General features: G+C 42.6%; 19 protein-coding genes. 15 read left to right on the forward strand and 4 right to left on the reverse strand.

Annotated elements, in window-relative coordinates; all coding sequences use genetic code 11:
- Positions 1 to 80 precede the first annotated feature (80 nt).
- The 4 genes from rlmB to rplI all read left to right on the forward strand — a co-directional run bounded on the left by rlmB (position 81) and on the right by rplI (position 2,390).
- On the forward strand, positions 81 to 821 hold the full coding sequence (rlmB, locus tag L4C33_RS05620) for a 23S rRNA (guanosine(2251)-2'-O)-methyltransferase RlmB (protein ID WP_428811460.1): 741 nt from the start codon (positions 81 to 83) through the stop codon (positions 819 to 821).
- A 303-nt stretch (positions 822 to 1,124) separates the two neighbouring features.
- A complete protein-coding gene (gene rpsF, locus L4C33_RS05625; protein ID WP_004735855.1) occupies positions 1,125 to 1,538 on the forward strand; it encodes a 30S ribosomal protein S6 in 414 nt (137 codons plus the stop codon).
- Positions 1,539 to 1,671: 133 nt separating this feature from the next.
- On the forward strand, positions 1,672 to 1,899 hold the full coding sequence (rpsR, locus tag L4C33_RS05630) for a 30S ribosomal protein S18 (RefSeq protein ID WP_000090472.1): 228 nt from the start codon (positions 1,672 to 1,674) through the stop codon (positions 1,897 to 1,899).
- A 38-nt stretch (positions 1,900 to 1,937) separates the two neighbouring features.
- A complete protein-coding gene (rplI, locus tag L4C33_RS05635; RefSeq protein WP_428811461.1) occupies positions 1,938 to 2,390 on the forward strand; it encodes a 50S ribosomal protein L9 in 453 nt (150 codons plus the stop codon).
- 107 nt (positions 2,391 to 2,497) lie between these two features.
- Here rplI and L4C33_RS05640 read toward each other — a convergent pair whose 3' ends face one another.
- Positions 2,498 to 3,262: a DUF481 domain-containing protein gene (locus tag L4C33_RS05640; protein WP_428811476.1), complete on the reverse strand. Its 765-nt coding sequence runs from the start codon at positions 3,260 to 3,262 to the stop codon at positions 2,498 to 2,500.
- Positions 3,263 to 3,446: 184 nt separating this feature from the next.
- On the opposite strand from L4C33_RS05640, the gene L4C33_RS05645 reads away from it, so the two are divergent.
- From L4C33_RS05645 to L4C33_RS05655, 3 genes are read left to right on the forward strand one after another with little or no spacing between them, the layout of a single operon-like run.
- Positions 3,447 to 4,838, forward strand: coding sequence for a replicative DNA helicase (locus tag L4C33_RS05645; RefSeq protein WP_428811462.1), 1,392 nt, complete (start codon positions 3,447 to 3,449; stop codon positions 4,836 to 4,838).
- Positions 4,839 to 4,844: 6 nt separating this feature from the next.
- The gene (gene alr / locus L4C33_RS05650) at positions 4,845 to 5,930 is read left to right on the forward strand and encodes an alanine racemase (protein WP_428811463.1); all 1,086 of its coding nucleotides are present in this window, start codon (positions 4,845 to 4,847) and stop codon (positions 5,928 to 5,930) included.
- A 2-nt stretch (positions 5,931 to 5,932) separates the two neighbouring features.
- A complete protein-coding gene (locus tag L4C33_RS05655) occupies positions 5,933 to 7,138 on the forward strand; it encodes a BamA/TamA family outer membrane protein (protein WP_428811464.1) in 1,206 nt (401 codons plus the stop codon).
- Between the two features lie 99 nt (positions 7,139 to 7,237).
- Here L4C33_RS05655 and L4C33_RS05660 read toward each other — a convergent pair whose 3' ends face one another.
- A complete protein-coding gene (locus tag L4C33_RS05660) occupies positions 7,238 to 7,657 on the reverse strand; it encodes a secondary thiamine-phosphate synthase enzyme YjbQ (protein ID WP_428811465.1) in 420 nt (139 codons plus the stop codon).
- Positions 7,658 to 7,983: 326 nt separating this feature from the next.
- Between L4C33_RS05660 and pgi the strand changes: the two genes are divergently transcribed.
- Positions 7,984 to 9,636 (forward strand): glucose-6-phosphate isomerase, encoded by a 1,653-nt coding sequence (gene pgi / locus L4C33_RS05665; protein WP_428811466.1) that lies wholly within the window; start codon positions 7,984 to 7,986, stop codon positions 9,634 to 9,636.
- A 146-nt stretch (positions 9,637 to 9,782) separates the two neighbouring features.
- Here the strand turns inward: pgi and L4C33_RS05670 are convergent, their stop codons facing one another.
- Together L4C33_RS05670 and zur are read right to left on the reverse strand one after the other, a co-directional pair.
- Positions 9,783 to 10,244, reverse strand: a complete 462-nt coding sequence (locus L4C33_RS05670) for a chemotaxis protein CheX (protein ID WP_428811467.1) — start codon at positions 10,242 to 10,244, stop codon at positions 9,783 to 9,785.
- 17 nt (positions 10,245 to 10,261) lie between these two features.
- Positions 10,262 to 10,720: a zinc uptake transcriptional repressor Zur gene (zur, locus tag L4C33_RS05675; RefSeq protein ID WP_428811468.1), complete on the reverse strand. Its 459-nt coding sequence runs from the start codon at positions 10,718 to 10,720 to the stop codon at positions 10,262 to 10,264.
- A gap of 321 nt (positions 10,721 to 11,041) precedes the next feature.
- Here zur and dusA point away from each other — a divergent pair, with 321 nt between their 5' ends.
- From dusA to L4C33_RS05710, 7 genes are all read left to right on the forward strand, one after another.
- On the forward strand, positions 11,042 to 12,022 hold the full coding sequence (gene dusA / locus L4C33_RS05680) for a tRNA dihydrouridine(20/20a) synthase DusA (RefSeq protein ID WP_428811469.1): 981 nt from the start codon (positions 11,042 to 11,044) through the stop codon (positions 12,020 to 12,022).
- 164 nt (positions 12,023 to 12,186) lie between these two features.
- On the forward strand, positions 12,187 to 12,396 hold the full coding sequence (gene pspG, locus L4C33_RS05685; RefSeq protein WP_428811470.1) for an envelope stress response protein PspG: 210 nt from the start codon (positions 12,187 to 12,189) through the stop codon (positions 12,394 to 12,396).
- Positions 12,397 to 12,518: 122 nt separating this feature from the next.
- Positions 12,519 to 13,184, forward strand: a complete 666-nt coding sequence (locus L4C33_RS05690; RefSeq protein ID WP_428811471.1) for a TIGR04219 family outer membrane beta-barrel protein — start codon at positions 12,519 to 12,521, stop codon at positions 13,182 to 13,184.
- A gap of 161 nt (positions 13,185 to 13,345) precedes the next feature.
- On the forward strand, positions 13,346 to 13,576 hold the full coding sequence (locus L4C33_RS05695) for a hypothetical protein (RefSeq protein ID WP_137358699.1): 231 nt from the start codon (positions 13,346 to 13,348) through the stop codon (positions 13,574 to 13,576).
- A 123-nt stretch (positions 13,577 to 13,699) separates the two neighbouring features.
- Positions 13,700 to 15,571 carry an assimilatory sulfite reductase (NADPH) flavoprotein subunit gene (locus L4C33_RS05700; protein ID WP_428811472.1) on the forward strand — a complete coding sequence of 624 codons (1,872 nt, stop codon included), beginning with the start codon at positions 13,700 to 13,702 and terminating at the stop codon, positions 15,569 to 15,571.
- On the forward strand, positions 15,571 to 17,298 hold the full coding sequence (gene cysI / locus L4C33_RS05705) for an assimilatory sulfite reductase (NADPH) hemoprotein subunit (protein WP_428811473.1): 1,728 nt from the start codon (positions 15,571 to 15,573) through the stop codon (positions 17,296 to 17,298). Before L4C33_RS05700 ends, cysI begins: the two co-directional genes overlap by 1 nt.
- On the forward strand, positions 17,291 to 18,070 hold the full coding sequence (locus L4C33_RS05710) for a phosphoadenylyl-sulfate reductase (protein ID WP_428811474.1): 780 nt from the start codon (positions 17,291 to 17,293) through the stop codon (positions 18,068 to 18,070). The genes cysI and L4C33_RS05710 overlap by 8 nt, the downstream gene beginning before the upstream one ends.
- The last annotated feature ends 267 nt before the right edge of the window (positions 18,071 to 18,337 follow it).

Raw genomic sequence — 18,337 nt, forward strand, 5'->3', positions numbered from 1 at the left:
TTTAATACTGACAATACCTAGTGGAGTGTCACTTGAACAAGTGATGACTTAGCTAGCGCAAGAAACCTGACAGGTAGATAATGAGTAACGAATTTTTATACGGGATTCATGCGGTGAAAGCCGTACTAGAAAAAGATCCAGCACGATTTATTGAAGCATACGTATTGAAAGGTCGTCAGGATGAACGTCTTCTTCCTCTGCTGAATCAACTTCAGCAGTATGGAATTTCAATTCAACAAATGGGTCGTAAGCCGCTTGATGAAAAAGCGCAAGGGGCTAGTCATCAGGGCATCATTGCCAAAGTGAAGCCAGCTAAGCAGCTAAATGAAACTCACCTTGATGATATTTTGGCGCAGCATGAACAGCCTTTACTATTAGTGCTTGATGGTGTTACTGACCCGCATAACTTAGGTGCTTGCCTACGTAATGCTGATGCAGCTGGTGTAGCGGCGGTTATCGTACCAAAAGACCGCTCTTCACCGTTAACTGCAACGGTAAGTAAAGTCGCTTGTGGTGCCGCTGAAACGGTTCCGTTAGTGCGTGTTACTAACCTTGCTCGTACTATGCGTGCACTGCAAGAGCAGGGTGTATGGTTCGTAGGCACGGCTGGTGAAGCGACTCATGATATTTATCAAGCGAAGCTTGATGGGCCTCTAGCGATTGTTATGGGGGCAGAAGGTGACGGTATGCGTCGTCTAACGCGTGAAACTTGTGACGATTTAATCAAGATCCCTATGGCGGGTGCTGTTTCTAGCTTAAACGTTTCTGTTGCGTCAGGCATTTGCCTGTTTGAAGCGGTACGACAACGTCTAGCCAAGTAATCGCACGTCATCATTTTGAATGGTGACTGCTGATTTCAACATATAAACGCTCACCTTGCTGGTGGGCGTTTGTTGTTTTAAAGAATGAGAACAGATATCAGAAAAGCCCTAAAACAAAGGGAGGCGGATGGCTAGATGGCGAAACAAAAACTGTTTCATTATTCACCAAATACCGCTTGCCAATACAGGGTTCTTTCTATAATATTTGCCGTCCTTAAAACTCGGTCATTTTTCTTTAGTTCCTTGCTTCCCTTGGACGACCGAGCCTTTCGTGGAAGCTAATAATCCGTAAGGAGCAACCAAATGCGTCATTATGAAATCGTATTCATGGTTCACCCTGATCAAAGCGAGCAAGTTGCTGGCATGATCGAGCGTTACACTGGTTCAATCACTGAAGCTGGCGGTACTATCCACCGTCTAGAAGACTGGGGCCGCCGTCAAATGGCTTACCCAATCAACAAACTTCACAAAGCTCACTACGTTCTTATGAACGTTGAAGCTGGCCAAGAAGTGATGGACGAGCTAGAAACTGCTTTCCGTTTTAACGATGCAGTTCTACGTAACATGATCATGCGCACTAAAGGCGCTGTGACTGAGCAATCTATCATGCTTAAGCAAAAAGAAGAGCGTGCAGAGCGTGCTCCTCGTCGTGATGACCGTGAAGAACGTGCACCACGTCGTGAAGAAGAAGCTAAGCCAGAAGCTGCTGCTGAGTAATTCTTTTTTGGCCTTTTAGGTCATTAAATTTTATTCAACTCGTTTAGGTATTTTCACTACAAGCATTTGCTTACTACTTATTTTTAAGTTCGTGTGAATACCGCATTATTAAATTTAGATCAGGAGATAGCCCATGGCTCGTTTCTTCCGTCGTCGTAAATTCTGCCGTTTTACTGCAGAAGGCGTACAAGAGATTGACTACAAAGACGTAGCAACTCTAAAAAACTACATCACTGAAGCTGGTAAAATTGTACCTAGCCGTATCACTGGTACAAGTGCTAAATACCAACGTCAACTAGCTCGCGCTATCAAGCGTTCTCGTTACCTAGCTCTACTACCATACACTGACAAGCATCAGTAATCGGTAATAGTTAATAATAGTTTAAGAGGACTAAGATAATGCAAGTTATTCTACTTGATAAAATCGGTAACCTAGGTGGCCTTGGCGACCAAGTAAACGTTAAATCTGGTTACGCTCGTAACTTCCTTATCCCACAGGGTAAAGTAGTTATGGCAACTAAAGAAAACGTTGCTATGTTCGAAACTCGCCGTGCTGAACTAGAAGCTAAAGTTGCTGAGCAACTAGCTGCTGCAGAAGCTCGCGCAGAGAGCGTTAACACTCTAGAAGGCGTTACAATCGCTTCTAAAGCTGGTGACGAAGGCAAACTATTCGGTTCTATCGGTACTCGTGACATCGCTGAAGCTATTTCAGCTGCTGGTGTTGCAGTAGTTAAGAGCGAAGTACGCCTACCTGAAGGCGCTCTACGTAACGTAGGTGAGTTCGCAGTAAGCATCCAACTTCACTCTGAAGTTTTTGCTACAGCAAACATCACAATCGTTGCTGCTGAGTAATTTCAGTACGAAACGAATTCTTTCTTTATGAAAGTTTTGAACACCAGCTTCGGCTGGTGTTTTTTTATGTCTAAATTTTGTGATTCTAATGGTTTGAGGCAGTAGTATTAGAACTGGAAAAGGATATTCGCGGAAAGAATGTTATCCGATTTTTCTAGACCTTCTGGCACTTTATCGTGGTATTGACGGGAGTAAGAAATCTTCAGGGCAATGTTCTCGGTGATGTCGTTTACAGCTTCAAGTTCAGTATCCATTCTTAAGTTACTTTTACCGGAAACCAGAGTCATGTCTGCGTTGAACTTTAAGTTCGGCAGCGCTTGCCAAGACGTATTCAAGTTCCCACGGAAAATCCCTTCTTGAACGATTTCTGGGAAGATAATGTCATCGTCATCAATTTCATCAAGGTTAGGTTCTTGGTAACGAAAACCAGGGCCAAGTTCGAGCTCTAAAATGAACCTTTCGGTATTCACGAACTGGTAACCAAGACCACTTGATATCGTGTAATCTTTGAAATAAGCACTGTATCTTGAATCGACCCCTTTAAAACTGCCGTACAAGTAAGTTTTAGGACTTAACTTATAATCACTTTGTGCAGAGTAAGTGGATTGTCTTTTATCCTCTTCCCCATCTTTATATAAATTGTAGTATTTCCATTCTGCATTCGTCCTATGGCGACCAGCAGTATATTCACCATTTAAACGTGCGTTCAAAGAGCGTGAATCTGAGTTACCTGTATGGGATTGATAGCCGAACTCAACTTCGCTAGATAACGGATTCGGGGCTTGGCTGATTTCAGGTGCAATATCCAGATCCGTGGATTCTTCGGCATAGATCACGGGCGCACTTAAAAGCCCGAGGCCGAGAATGAACAATTTGGACACGCAAACCTCATTTATTGGTGATATGAATAGTGTGATCGTAATTCCTAATTATTTAGCTTGAGTCAGTAATAAGTAAATTCTTATCTAAGAGTAAAACAAAGTGGGTGGATTAGATTACAAATTATTGTTCTTGGGTATAATGAGCGGTCATTAATAGTTATTGAGTGTAGTCATTGTGGATACCAGAAATCAGAAATCAGCCAGTGCTCAAGTCGATGCAATCAAAGTTCCTCCGCATTCGCTAGAAGCCGAACAATCCGTTATTGGCGGTTTGTTATTGGATAATGAACGCTGGGATACTGTCGCTGAAAAAGTGGTAGCAAAAGACTTTTATAGCCGCCCACACAGACTTATCTTTGAAGCGGTTAAAGCCATTCTAGATGATAGTCATCCTCTTGACCTGATTACACTTTCAGAATTTTTAGAATTACGCGAGCAACTCGAAGATGTGGGTGGTTTTGCGTATCTAGCTGACTTAGCGAAAAATACGCCAAGTGCTGCCAACATTAACGCTTATGCCGATATAGTTGCCCAACGTGCGTTAGTTCGAAGTTTGATTGGAGTAGCGAACGAAATCGCTGATTCTGGCTATGACCCACAAGGTCGTACATCAGAAGATTTGTTAGATCTGGCTGAGAGTAAAGTTTTTGCGATTGCCGAAGGCCGTGCCAGTGAAAATGAAGGCCCACAGAATGTAGATAACATTCTGGAGAAAACGTTAGAACGTATTGAGATCTTGTATAAGACTCCACAAGATGGTGTAACCGGTGTTGATACTGGTTTTAACGATCTCAATAAGAAAACAGCAGGTTTACAGGGCTCTGATTTGATCATTGTTGCAGCGCGTCCATCGATGGGTAAAACCACGTTTGCGATGAACTTGTGTGAAAACGCGGCGATGAAACAAGAAAAACCAGTATTAATCTTCTCTCTTGAGATGCCAGCCGAACAACTGATGATGCGTATGCTTGCATCCTTATCTCGTGTTGACCAAACTAAAATTCGTACAGGTCAGTTAGATGATGAAGACTGGGCGCGTATTTCTTCTAGCATGGGCATGCTCATGGATAAGAAGAATATGTACATCGATGACAGTTCAGGCCTAACTCCGACTGAAGTGCGTTCTCGTGCTCGTCGTATTGCCCGTGAACACGATGGTCTATCCATGATCATGATCGATTATCTTCAATTAATGCGAGTTCCGGCACTTTCTGATAACCGTACTTTGGAGATCGCTGAAATTTCACGCTCTCTTAAAGCACTGGCGAAAGAGTTGAACGTTCCGGTTGTTGCTCTTTCCCAGCTAAACCGTTCCCTAGAGCAACGTGCTGATAAGCGCCCGGTAAACTCGGACTTGCGTGAATCAGGTTCGATTGAGCAAGATGCCGATTTGATCATGTTTATCTACCGTGATGAGGTTTATAACCCCGATAGTTCACTGAAAGGTATTGCTGAAATAATTCTGGGTAAGCAGCGTAATGGCCCGATTGGTTCGGTCCGTCTGACATTCCAAGGTCAACACTCACGTTTCGATAACTATGCAGGTCCTGCATTTGATGATGAGTAATTTGTAATGACTTACATGAAAGCAGCAACCGCTTATATCAATTTAGATGCCTTGGCTCATAACCTGGATTTAATTAAGTCGAAGGCTCCAAACAGCAAAGTAATGTCGGTAGTTAAAGCCAATGGCTATGGTCATGGGTTGCTGCATATCGCTAAACGTTCAACCAACTCTGATGCATTTGGTGTTGCTCGTATTGAAGAAGCTTTGCAGTTACGTGCTGGTGGGATTGTTAAGCCAATTTTATTACTTGAAGGTTTTTATTCTTCAGGTGACTTACCAATACTGGTAACTAATAACATTCAAACCGTTGTTCACTGTGAAGAGCAGTTAAGCGCTTTAGAGAATACCGACTTAGAAGCTCCCGTTGTGGTGTGGCTTAAGCTTGATAGCGGAATGCATCGCCTAGGGGTTCGTTCTGAACAGTATCAAGAGTTTGTTGACCGCTTGCATCAATGCCCTAATGTAGCAAAGCCATTGCGTTATATGAGTCATTTTGGCTGTGCAGACGAATTGGATAAGGCAACCACAGTAGAACAGACCAAGCTTTTCCTATCATTAACTGAAGGATGTGAAGGAGAACGCTCACTCGCTAATTCTGCTGGTTTATTGGCTTGGCCTGATAGTCATTTAGATTGGATACGACCTGGGATTATTTCTTATGGTGTATCCCCATTTGTAGATAAGTCCGCACAAGATCTAGGTTTCTTGCCTGTGATGACTCTCACTTCACATTTAATCGCTGTCCGAGATTTAAAAGCGGGTGAAAGTGTTGGCTACGGTGGTAACTGGACTAGTGGTCGTGATACCAAAATCGGTGTTATCGCAATTGGCTATGGCGATGGTTATCCAAGAACGGCACCCAACGGTACGCCTGTTTTTGTTAATGGGCGCAAAGTGCCGATTGCTGGCCGTGTCTCTATGGATATGTTGACGGTAGATTTAGGCCCTGACGCAAATGATAAAGTCGGTGATGAAGCCGTTCTATGGGGTAAAGATTTACCTTCAGAGGAAGTCGCTGAACACATTGGAACGATTGCCTATGAACTGGTCACTAAGTTGACTTCTCGTGTGGCAATGGAGTATGTGAAGTAAACATGCTCACGCGAATTACTAGGCACTGGTTAATGTCAGCAATGGCGCTGGTTAGTGCTGTTATCTCTTCGCCAGCCTTAAGTGAAGAGAAAGATTCAGCCTTCCTTCCTTTTTATTTCAGTACTGAAACCATGGGTAATACTTTTGGTGTTGCTGGTGTCGCAAAGGGCGTTGGTCAGCCGCAGGCTGCTTTATTTGGTATGGCGCTGTATTCCGATAAAGATAGCTACGTTGGTTTCTTATCAGCTTTTAATTACGCACTATCTGAAAGCGTTTTGTTCAGTACTCAGATGTATCAAGCGCGTTTCAACGACAATTCTTACTATCTTGGTTCTCAAGGGGATAACAATTCATCGAGTGCAGACAAAACGATCACTGATGGTCTAGAACAAAATTATCAGTTTGAGTTTAAGTATTTGCTACCTTGGGGGAATGTCGCTGAACATGGCCTACTTGGAGCGTTTCAGCCAATCAAAGATGTGAACTTTGCTTCGCCATTAGAGTCCGGTGTGAGTTCTATTATCTTTACTCCGTTCTATACTTCTCGCGAACTAAAGTCATTCAATAATACAGAGCAAGCAACTGGCTTTAGCTTAGCTTTTGATTGGGATAATCGCGACAGCACTCGTAATCCTACAAAAGGGTCTCATACCGCTTTAGAATTTACCACTGGGGCGGAAAGTTGGGGGAGTGATGATTTATGGATGAACTGGGAGTTCCAAAATAGCCAGTATTTTGCTTTAGGTCCACTTGGTGATCTATTTGACCAGCAAGTTGTTGCTCTTGATTTTTATACCTCTGATACACCAACCTGGAAAGACTGCTTAGGTGAGAGTTGTGGTCGCCCCCCTGAAACAGAACAAGCTAGATTAGGCGGTTTATATCGTCTGCGTAGTTATACGAGTGGTCGTTATCACGGCCGTTCAGCGGTTCATTACTCGGCTGAATATCGAGTACTGCCAGATTGGCAACCATTAAGTGAAGTCCCTGTGATTAATTACTATGACCTTCCTTGGTGGCAATGGGTAGCTTTTGCCGAAGTAGGGCGTGTTGCAGAAGAGTATGATATCAAGACGCTGCACTCTGACATGAAATGGAGCTTAGGTGGTGCAGTTCGCTTCCAAGTTGAAGGTATTGTCGTTCGAGCTGAAGTTGCGAAAGGTGGTGGTGAAGGTACTTTTCGCGTGATGATCAATCAACCTTTCTAGTCTTCTAAGAACAATTATGTCTTATTGTTCGTAAGTCAGAATTTTGTTTTTAAAGAGTGACTGTACCTTACGTCACTCTTTCCCTTTCTAAACTTCAGCTTACTCACCTTGAATCGTGGCAATAATCGTTCGGCTTCCTCCACAATCGCTATGCTCTCCCAAGTATATGCCTTGCCATGTACCTAAAGCTAAACGACCGTTTGTTATCGGAATTGTCACGCTGGTCCCAAGTGTTGAGGCCTTAATATGAGCGGGCATATCATCGTCGCCTTCATAGGTATGTCGGTAATAGATAGCACGCTCAGGTATGAACTTATTGAAGTGTGATTCCATATCGCTGCGAACTGTCGGGTCGGCGTTCTTGTTAAGTGTGAGGCTCGCTGAGGTATGTTGGATAAATAGATGTAATAAACCAACAGATAAAGAATCCATATTGTGTATCTGTTGTTCAATTTCATCAGTAATGAGATGAAATCCACGCTTTCGTGCTTTGAGATGTATAGTCTTCTGAATCCACATACGCCATCCTCTATAATGTATTTGGAAAAAAAGTGGTTTAACGCTATCTTTCTAACTTGAATTTATAAGCTTTAGCTCACATTTAAGTAAGTTGAAGCGAGAGTCTGTACTGATTTCTGTATCAGAAAATCTAATCCTGATTTATCTCAAGGTGCAGCTCTTCATATACGGCATAATACGCTGTGAAAAAAAATTACAAATAATCTTTCAATGATGATGTACTTTTATCGGCATTGAAGCATATAAACTTTCGCCTAATCGGGGGTTCTATTCATCACCTAGGTGACGCTTAGAATAAAACCTACAGTAACATCGGGATAGATACCATGTTGAAAAATATCAACCCAACGCAAACACAAGCGTGGAAAGCTCTAACTGAACATTTTGAGTCTGCTCAAGATATGGATATGAAAGAGCTGTTTGCTCAAGATGCAAAACGTTTCGAGAGTTTTTCTACTCGTTTCGGTTCTGACATCTTAGTGGATTACTCTAAGAACCTTATCGATGCTGAGACAATGCAGCACCTATTCGCTCTTGCTAACGAAACTGAAGTTAAGTCTGCAATTGAAGCTATGTTTAGCGGTGATGCAATCAACAAGACCGAAGGTCGCTCAGTGCTTCACACTGCTCTACGTAACCGTAGCGATAAGCCAGTAATGGTTGATGGCAAAGATGTAATGCCAGCAGTAAACGCAGTACTAGCAAAAATGGAACTGTTCACGCACCGTATCGTTTCTGGTGAGTGGAAAGGCTACACAGGCAAAGAGATCACTGATGTTGTGAACATCGGTATCGGCGGTTCTGACCTTGGTCCATACATGGTGACTGAAGCACTAACGCCATACAAAACTCGTCTAAACATGCACTTCGTTTCTAACGTAGATGGCACCCATATCGTTGAGACACTTAAGCCGTTGAACCCAGAAACAACGCTATTCCTAGTTGCATCTAAAACATTTACAACTCAAGAAACAATGACAAATGCACACTCTGCACGCGATTGGTTCTTGGCTGAAGCGGGTGATTCTGCACACGTTGCTAAACACTTCGCAGCACTATCAACGAACGCAGCATCTGTCGCTGAGTTTGGTATTGATACTGATAATATGTTCGAATTCTGGGATTGGGTGGGTGGTCGTTACTCACTGTGGTCTGCGATCGGTCTTTCTATCTCACTTTCTGTTGGCTTCGATAATTTCGTAGAGCTACTTGAAGGTGCTCATGATATGGATAACCACTTTGCTTCAACTGAGTTTGAAAGCAACATCCCAGTTATCCTTGCGCTTATCGGCATTTGGTACAATAACTTCCACGGCGCTGAGTCAGAAGCTATCTTGCCTTACGATCAATACATGCACCGTTTTGCTGCTTACTTCCAGCAAGGTAACATGGAATCGAACGGTAAGTTTGTAGACCGCGAAGGCAACCCGGTAGAGTACCAAACAGGTCCTATCATTTGGGGTGAACCTGGTACAAACGGCCAGCACGCTTTCTACCAACTGATTCACCAAGGCACGAAGCTGATCCCATCAGACTTTATCGCGCCTGCAATAAGCCACAACCCAGCGTCTGATCACCACCAGAAGCTGATGTCTAACTTCTTTGCTCAAACTGAAGCGCTAGCATTCGGTAAGACAAAAGAGACAGTAGAAGCTGAATTCCTAGCAGCGGGCAAAACAGCAGAAGAAGCAGCGGAGCTTACTCCTTTCAAAGTATTTGAAGGCAACCGTCCAACAAACTCAATTCTTGTTAAGCAAATGACTCCTCGCTCTTTGGGTAACCTAATCGCGATGTACGAGCACAAGATTTTTGTTCAAGGCGTTATCTGGAACATCTTCAGCTTCGACCAATGGGGCGTAGAACTTGGTAAGCAACTAGCAAACCAAATTCTTCCTGAGCTTGCCGATGATGCACCAGTTACATCACACGACAGCTCGACAAACGGTTTGATCAACGCGTTTAAAGCTCTGAAAGCTTAAGACTGCGTGAGGTGCCGATAAGTAAAACGCCAGCTAAGAGGCTGGCGTTTTTGTATTTACTGTTTTTTAGGTAATAAAAAAGGCTAACGTATATACGTTAACCTTCTAAATTTGGATTTTCTGCTACCTAACGTAGACAGTTGTTTCTATTCGAAACAGATCTCAATGAAAGCATTACCCCATTGAGAAGTGAAAGGCATGATGATAATAGCGCCTTCACACTTGTGACGAATTGTGTGGCCCTTACCTGAAACAACGATAGGTGTAGCCATGTCAAAATCGAAACCGCTCTCAGCTAAGATTCGTTTTGCACCACCCGTTACCATATTAGTGATCTCACCAACCATGTCAGTCACTTCTTCATTTAGGCCGTTCGGTCGTTCACCTAACATATTCTGCATGATCTCAAGCGCTAAACCTTCGTCGAAGGTGATCGACATTGAGCCACGAGACTGTGTTCCAACCATACCAATGAGGCCAGAAACGTCACCGCGAGCTATTTCATCTTTCTTAACTCTCGGCTTTTGTGGTTTCAGTTCTAGAGAAGCCATCGTTTTTAGCACATTCATTAAAGAGGCTAAAAACGGATTTACAAATTCAGCGCGCATAATGTTCTTCTATTATCTTATTCTGTCATACCCGAGGAGCAAGGTTCGCAAATACCATGTGATTCTATGACATGGTTGCTAAGCTGAAACCCGTGTGATTTTGCATTCTTTGCGAGTAACGTTATTAACGTTTCATCTTGCAATTCAATGACGGTGCCACATTTATCACAAATCAATAGATGAGAAAAATGTTTATCTGCATTACATGAACAACAGCAAATAAAACTGTTCGTTGACTCGACACGGTGAATGAAACCTTGTTCCAATAAAAAATCTAAAGCGCGATAGACAGTTGGAGGCTTTGCTTGTGGTTCGCTAAGTTTTAATTGTTCTAGTAACTCGTAAGCACTCGATGCTTTCTTGTTAGCTAGAATGAGTTCAAAGACTCTTTTTCTTTGCGTAGTTAAGCGAACTCCTCTCGCTGCACATATCCCTTCTATTTGCTCTATCAATGTTAGGTCCAAATTTTTTACCATAACTATTGAACTTCTTTAATCATAAACTATATCTAATTGGTTTTCGTGGTTAACCGATAAATTTCCGATTATTAAAGCAAACTACAAAGCAAATTGTGGACCACTACTTCGGATTAGACAAGGTAACTCAAAATAGTGACCCTACTCAAGACATAACTGGTTGTTGTAATAGAATTAGATACTTTATGGCGCAGTATGATTGAAATATGTGAGGTTAAGTTCACCTAGCGCTATTGGTGTTGAGCATTTACAATAGCCCACTTTGCTTTTGTTGGGCTCGCCCAATAGACTATTTCGACTCGCTATTAGGGTACTTTTATCATGACACATTCATGCAAGGTTTCAGTCGCACCCATGTTGGATTGGACTGACCGCCATTGTCGTTACTTCCACCGTTTATTGTCACAACAGACGTTACTGTATACAGAAATGGTGACAACCGGTGCAATATTGCATGGTAAAGGTGACTTTCTTGCCTATAGCGAACAAGAACATCCTTTGGCTCTTCAGCTAGGTGGTTCTAACCCTGTTGATTTAGCCGCTTGCGCTAAGTTGGCCTCAGAGCGTGGTTACGATGAAGTGAACTTGAATGTTGGCTGCCCATCAGACAGAGTTCAAAACGGACGCTTTGGTGCGTGTTTAATGGCAGAGCCAGAACTGGTTGCCGACTGCGTAAGCGCGATGAAAGAAGTTACCGACATTCCAGTGACGGTGAAGACGCGTATTGGTATAGATGATTTAGACTCTTATGAATTTCTCACTAAATTTATCTCTACGGTGTCTGAGAAGGCGGGTTGTGAGCAATTTACTATCCACGCTCGTAAAGCTTGGTTAAGTGGCCTTAGTCCGAAAGAGAACCGTGAAATCCCACCATTGGATTACGAACGTGCTTATCAAATTAAAAAGGACTTTCCGGAGTTGGTCATTGCGCTGAATGGCGGCATTACAACCCTTGAAGATTCTAAAGAGCACCTTAAACACCTTGATGGTGTGATGATAGGGCGAGAAGCTTACCATAGCCCGTATATTCTGGCTTCAGTTGACCAAGAGATCTTCGGCTTAGATACTCCAGTGAAGAAGCGCTCTCAAGTTGTTGAAGAGATGTACCCGTACATCGAGCAAGAGTTATCTAATGGCGCAAGCCTTGGTCATATATCTCGTCATATGCTTGGTTTATTCCAAAGTATGCCGGGTGCTAGACAATGGCGCCGTTACATCAGCGAAAATGCACACAAGAAAGGTGCTGGCATCGAAGTTATTCAAACTGCGCTAGCGAAAATCCCTAAGGAATTGAACGTGTAAATTTAGCCAGTACTGGTTAAATTAACCAAGTTTAGTTGTTTTAGAAGCCACCCAATAACGGGTGGTTTTTTTAATTTATTGATTTTAAAGTTTATTTTTATTTTCTCAACTTGGTACGAATGCTGCAATTAGGTAATGGTCGAATAAGTAAAAAGGAAAATAATATGTTTGAACTTATCTTTGTCTTAATCTTTGTCACTACATTACTAGTTACTGGACTGACTGCTTTTACTGTTCTCGCGGCGACAGGGCTTGCATTGGTAGTTATGTTTCTTTTAGGCATGGTCAGTATCGTATTTAAGCTACTTCCATGGTTGATTGTGATTGCGTTAGGTATTTGGTTCTTCAAAAATTATGTGCATTGTCCACGTTAAGTTTTTTTGAGTATCCGCATGTTTGTTGTTTGTGCATTTGATATGTGTGGTAGAATTTTCGTCAATTAATTTTACCGTTGTGCCAATGTTGAGCACGAGATATGAAATGGGAGCCATCTCAAATGAGTAAAACACCATTGATTGCTTTAATGGGCATGATGTTTTCAGCTACAGCTGTATCTGCGGATTCAGATTCTTTTTATTCAGCTAAAGTTGGCGCTGAAATGTGGTGGAGTGGCACTAAAGTCAATGAAGTGAGACGCGATGACGGTAAATCACCTTCAATGTACTTTGCTTTGGAACATAAGTTTCCGCTGATCCCTAACGCAAGCATCCGTTATACAACGGTTGATACTGACTATATCGCTTTCGATAAGTACGACTACACCTTTTACTACAACTGGCTAGATCATGATTTACTGCATTTCGATGCGGGTATTACAGTAAGCCAGTATTCCAACACTCAGTATGTAGATGCCGCAACTTCTTCAACGGCGTCTAATTTTGACGAGTTGACTTGGAGTTTTTACGGTTACGGTGAAATCAATGTACCGAAAACAAATTTCGACATCATCGGCTCTATGGACTTCGGTAACAGCAATGGTTTGAAAACCACCGACCTTATGGCTGGTGCTCAATACCGTTTACCAATGCAGAATGCTGATATTGCATTGCGTGGTGGCTACCGTGTGATCGACTTAGAATCAGAAACCGCTTTTGATTCCACATTGGGTAAGCCTTTTGTTCTGGTTGATGGTTGGTTTGCTGGAGCAGAAGTTCGCTTCTAACCTTTAATTGAATTATTTAAATAACGCCGCCTTATAAGCGGCGTTTTTTTATACCTATTAATTATATCGTTCTGGAATTAGTTAGCACATTTCCCACTTTGAACCATCCTTATAGGTACTGTTGATTTTTATCCTCGTTAATACTGACCCAAGGAAGGAATATGACTCTCCCTGAACTAAGAAATTTGTATCGAGAGAAGATGTTAGTAGAAGCTATTATTGAGCCATCAACGCAAGAAGGCTCATGGGTTGTGGAGTTTCGTCACCGTCGTGGAGGGTTTGTTTTGCTGACAGATGTACACGGTGAAGAGTGCCACTACTTGGATTTGGATCTGGCATCTAAGTCAGCAATGGCTGTCGGGTTTCAGCAAGTTCGAATTGAAAATAAATAGTGCCGATGCTCTATCTACTCTTTCTTACTTCCAAAAAGTTATAAAACATACTTATCTATTCTTTCTTGTTATTAAAAGGAGTGGTTAATCTATCGTCACGCAATGATTAGGGATGTCGTGACCATGTCTWTATATAAGAAAGAGTCTTCACAAAAGAAAGTAGCACCAGAAAATACAGCACCAGCAGGTGTACCTGGGATAGCTGCTCCACTTAATGACCAACAATTAGGTCAACTTCAAAATACGGTTTCAGAATTGTCACCACAGCAGTTAGCTTGGGTGAGTGGTTATTTCTGGGGACTAAGTCAATCTCAGCCTGTAGGAGCCGCCGCTCCTATTGCTCATGCTGCTGCGGTAGTGTCTGCAAAACCAGCGGGTAAGCTTTCTATTATATTTGCTTCACAAACGGGTAATGCCAAAGGTTTAGCTGAAGCTCTAGAAGCTGATGCAAAAGCTGCCGGAATTGCTGTTCAATTATTTGATGCGAGCGACTACAAAGGCAAAAATCTTGCGAAAGAAACTCATGTGATCTTCGTAGCTTCAACTAACGGCGAAGGTGAAGCACCAGATAACGCAATTGAGCTGCATGAATTTTTACAATCTAAGAAAGCCCCTAAATTACCAAACCTACAATACGGTGTGATTGGCTTAGGGGACTCTAGTTACGAGTTCTTTTGTCAAACAGGTAAGGACTTTGATAGCTACCTATCTAAGTTGGGTGCAACTCCATTTATTGAACGTATTGATTGTGATGTCGATTACGAGACCCCTGCAAGCGAGTGGACGGCGAAAGCGCTTGAACAGGTAAAAGATGCCTTGTCTTCTGGCAATGAGGCTGAAATCGTTCAACTTCCAGTCGGTCAAGCCGCTGCTGGTCATTCTCAATACACAAAACAACACCCATATACAGCGACGTTACTGACGAGCCAAAAAATTACAGGGCGAGACTCTGGTAAAGATGTTCGTCATGTAGAGATTGATCTTGATGAATCAGGTATCACTTATCAACCTGGTGACGCGTTGGGCGTGTGGTATGAAAACAGTTCTGATTTAGCAAACGAAATTTTAGCGAAGGTTGGACTTTCTGGTGTTGAGAGTATTGAAGTCGATGGTGAAAGCCTCTCTATCCATAGTGCGTTAGTCAGTAAATATGAGATCACAGCATCAAACCCTCAGTTGGTGACTAAGTTTGCTGAACTTTCTGGCAGTAAGAAACTACAAAAGCTGGTGGATGATAAGAACAAATTGCGTGATTACGCAGGTAATACTCAAGTTGTAGACGTACTTGCTGAGAAGAAAACAAAACTGTCAGCAGAAGAGTTAGTGAGCTTGTTACGAAAATTGACCCCTCGTTTATATTCAATTGCATCTAGCCAAGCAGAAGTGGATGAAGAAGTTCATTTGACGGTAGGTCTAGTTGAGTACCAAAAAGGTGAAGAGTCTCGATTAGGTGGTGCATCTAGCTTCTTGTCTCAAAGGTTAGAAGAAGGTGGTGAAGTTAAAGTCTTTGTTGAAAACAACAATAACTTCAAGTTACCGCAAGACGACAATACACCAATTATCATGATTGGCCCTGGTACAGGGATCGCCCCTTTCCGAAGCTTTGTACAAGAACGTGAAAACCGAGATGCAGAAGGTAAAAACTGGTTGCTGTTTGGTGACCGTACCTTCACTCAAGATTTCCTATATCAAGTTGAATGGCAGAAATATTTAAAGTCTGGCGTGCTTACTCGTCTTGATGTTGCCTTTAGCCGAGATCAGCAAGACAAGGTCTACGTACAACATCGTTTACTTGAGCAAGCAGAGCAAGTTTGGCAATGGTTACAAGATGGCGCTTATCTATATGTGTGTGGTGATGCAACGCGTATGGCGAAAGATGTTCATGATGCATTAATTGTAATAGCGGAAGAGCAAGGTCAACTTGGTCGTGAACAAGCAGAACAATATATTAATGATTTACGCAAAGCGAAGCGTTACCAAAGGGATGTGTACTAATGAGCAAGCAAGTCATAGAGCAAGAAGTTTTAGGCCAGGTGCTTGGCCCATTAGCAGACAACGAGCGTCTGAAACGTGAAAGTAATAACCTGCGTGGAACCATTGAGGCAGATCTTCAAGATCGCATCACAGGTGGTTTTACTGCAGATAACTTCCAGTTAATTCGTTTCCACGGTATGTACCAACAAGATGACCGTGATATCCGTAACGAGCGCGCAAAGCAAAAACTTGAGCCTCTACACAATGTAATGTTACGTGCACGCATGCCTGGTGGCATTATCACGCCTAAGCAGTGGTTGGCGATTGATAAATTTGCAGATGAAAGTACGTCTTATGGTTCAATTCGTTTAACGACGCGTCAAACGTTTCAATTCCACGGGGTTTTGAAACCGAACATTAAGCTGATGCATCAAACTCTAAATAGTATTGGTATTGATTCTATTGCAACAGCGGGAGACGTGAACCGGAACGTTTTATGTACGACTAACCCTGTTGAATCTGAGCTTCATCAAGAAGCTTATGAGTGGGCCAAAAAGATTAGTGAACATCTTCTACCTAAAACTCGCGCCTATGCAGAGATCTGGTTAGATGGCGAGAAGCTAGAGAGTACGGATGAAGAGCCGATACTTGGTAGCAACTATCTACCACGTAAATTTAAAACAACAGTTGTGATCCCTCCGCAAAATGATGTGGACGTGCATGCCAACGATCTTAACTTTATCGCCATTGCTGAAAATGGAAAGTTAGTGGGTTTCAACGTGTTAGTCGGCGGTGGCTTAGCAATGACTCACGGTGATACTTCTACCTATGCACGTAAAGCTGACGACTTTGGTTTTGTGCCGCTAGAAAATACGTTAGATGTTGCGGCAGCCGTTGTTACCACACAGCGTGATTGGGGTAACCGTTCAAATCGTAAGAATGCAAAAACTAAGTACACATTAGATCGTGTAGGTATTGAGGTGTTTAAGGCTGAAGTAGAAAAACGCGCTGGTGTAGAGTTTTCTGAGAGTCGTCCTTATGAGTTCACTGAACGTGGTGACCGTATTGGCTGGGCTGAAGGTATCGATGGTAAACATCACTTAGCGTTGTTTATCGAAAATGGTCGACTATTAGATTTCCCCGGTAAAGCTCTTAAAACTGGTGTCGCTGAAATTGCGAAGGTTCACAAAGGTGACTTCCGAATGACTGCGAACCAAAACCTAATTGTTGCAGGGGTGCCTGCCAATCAAAAAGCAAAAATCGAGAAACTCGCTCGTGAATATGGTTTGATGGATGATGCAGTCAGTGAGCAGCGTAAGAACTCGATGGCTTGTGTTGCTTTCCCTACGTGTCCACTTGCAATGGCGGAAGCTGAACGTTTCTTGCCAGAGTTTGTTACCGATGTAGAAGGTATTCTCAAAAAGCATGGCCTACCAGAAGATGACAACATCATACTGCGTATAACGGGCTGCCCTAATGGGTGTGGACGTGCCATGTTGGCTGAACTTGGATTAGTGGGTAAAGCACCAGGTCGATACAATATGCACTTAGGTGGTAATAAAGCGGGAACTCGAATCCCTAAGATGTATAAAGAGAATATTACCGATAAGCAGATCCTAGAAGAGATTGATGTACTTGTAGGCCGCTGGGCAAATGAACGTGACGATAATGAAGGATTTGGTGATTTCACTATCCGAGCGGGAATTATTGAAGAAGTCATTATTTCGAAGAGGGATTTGCATGCTTAATACTGTTGCTTCTAAGCCACAGTTAGCAGAGCTGCTTACATTAGCTAAGTCGGGGCAAAGTCTCCGTCTTGCAGAAATCAATGTGGAGTTAGAGTCGCTAACGGCACAACAACGAGTTCAGTGGGCTTTAGATAATCTGGAAGGTACACACGTTGTTTCATCTAGTTTTGGTATCCAAGCTGCGGTAATGCTGCATCTTGTTACTAATGCTCAGCCTGATATTCCAGTAATACTTACTGATACTGGGTATCTGTTTCCTGAGACTTATCACTTTATTGATCAACTGAGTGAAAGGTTGACTCTTAATCTTAAGGTGTTTCGCTCCCACGAGAGTCCTAACTGGCAAGAAGCTCGTTATGGAAAGTTATGGGAACAGGGAATAGAAGGAATAGAAAAATACAATAAGCTGAATAAAGTAGAGCCTATGCGCCGCGCTTTAGATGAGTTAGATGCTGGTACATGGTTTTCTGGTTTACGTCGTGAACAATCTCAATCAAGAGCTGGATTGCCGATACTGTCGATTCAAAATGGTGTATTCAAATTCCTTCCAATAGTGGATTGGACAAATAAAGATGTTCACTATTACCTAGAAGAACATGGTTTAACTTATCACCCACTAAGAGATGAAGGTTATCTGTCTGTAGGTGATACCCACACAACCAAAAAGTGGGAACCAGGAATGAATGAAGAAGAAACTAGGTTCTTTGGATTGAAAAGAGAGTGTGGACTGCACGAGGATGATGGTAACGAACAATTTGGTTCCGGAATCTAACTTGTTCAGTTATGAATAAAAGGAAAGCTGCGAAAGCAGCTTTCCTTTTATTTTATCTACTCCAAAACGCAAGGAAATTAATAACTCTGTGGATAACTTGTGTGGCTGGTGGGGTTAAATGTATGAAAATAAGGCTTTGTATTTATTTTCATCGCTTAATGCGTGTTTTTGCAATTTTATTGAAATAAACCTTGCCAATGTCTTCGTCTTCTCTATAATGCCGCCTCACTGACACGGCAGACGCCACAAGGCTTCAGCGAAGAATGT

Source organism: Vibrio makurazakiensis, assembly GCF_050337375.1.
Taxonomy (GTDB): domain Bacteria; phylum Pseudomonadota; class Gammaproteobacteria; order Enterobacterales; family Vibrionaceae; genus Vibrio; species Vibrio makurazakiensis.

Excerpts from the sequence above, each read along its gene's own strand:
- pspG (WP_428811470.1), top strand. The coding sequence starts at position 12,187 with ATGTTTGAACTTATCTTTGTCTTAATCTTTGTCACTACATTACTAGTT.
- L4C33_RS05655 (WP_428811464.1), top strand. The coding sequence starts at position 5,933 with ATGCTCACGCGAATTACTAGGCACTGGTTAATGTCAGCAATGGCGCTG.
- rlmB (WP_428811460.1), top strand. The coding sequence starts at position 81 with ATGAGTAACGAATTTTTATACGGGATTCATGCGGTGAAAGCCGTACTA.
- zur (WP_428811468.1), bottom strand. The coding sequence starts at position 10,720 with ATGGTAAAAAATTTGGACCTAACATTGATAGAGCAAATAGAAGGGATA.
- rpsF (WP_004735855.1), top strand. The coding sequence starts at position 1,125 with ATGCGTCATTATGAAATCGTATTCATGGTTCACCCTGATCAAAGCGAG.
- alr (WP_428811463.1), top strand. The coding sequence starts at position 4,845 with ATGACTTACATGAAAGCAGCAACCGCTTATATCAATTTAGATGCCTTG.
- cysI (WP_428811473.1), top strand. The coding sequence starts at position 15,571 with ATGAGCAAGCAAGTCATAGAGCAAGAAGTTTTAGGCCAGGTGCTTGGC.
- L4C33_RS05690 (WP_428811471.1), top strand. The coding sequence starts at position 12,519 with ATGAGTAAAACACCATTGATTGCTTTAATGGGCATGATGTTTTCAGCT.
- rpsR (WP_000090472.1), top strand. The coding sequence starts at position 1,672 with ATGGCTCGTTTCTTCCGTCGTCGTAAATTCTGCCGTTTTACTGCAGAA.
- L4C33_RS05660 (WP_428811465.1), bottom strand. The coding sequence starts at position 7,657 with ATGTGGATTCAGAAGACTATACATCTCAAAGCACGAAAGCGTGGATTT.
- L4C33_RS05695 (WP_137358699.1), top strand. The coding sequence starts at position 13,346 with ATGACTCTCCCTGAACTAAGAAATTTGTATCGAGAGAAGATGTTAGTA.
- dusA (WP_428811469.1), top strand. The coding sequence starts at position 11,042 with ATGACACATTCATGCAAGGTTTCAGTCGCACCCATGTTGGATTGGACT.
- pgi (WP_428811466.1), top strand. The coding sequence starts at position 7,984 with ATGTTGAAAAATATCAACCCAACGCAAACACAAGCGTGGAAAGCTCTA.
- rplI (WP_428811461.1), top strand. The coding sequence starts at position 1,938 with ATGCAAGTTATTCTACTTGATAAAATCGGTAACCTAGGTGGCCTTGGC.
- L4C33_RS05670 (WP_428811467.1), bottom strand. The coding sequence starts at position 10,244 with ATGCGCGCTGAATTTGTAAATCCGTTTTTAGCCTCTTTAATGAATGTG.
- L4C33_RS05710 (WP_428811474.1), top strand. The coding sequence starts at position 17,291 with ATGCTTAATACTGTTGCTTCTAAGCCACAGTTAGCAGAGCTGCTTACA.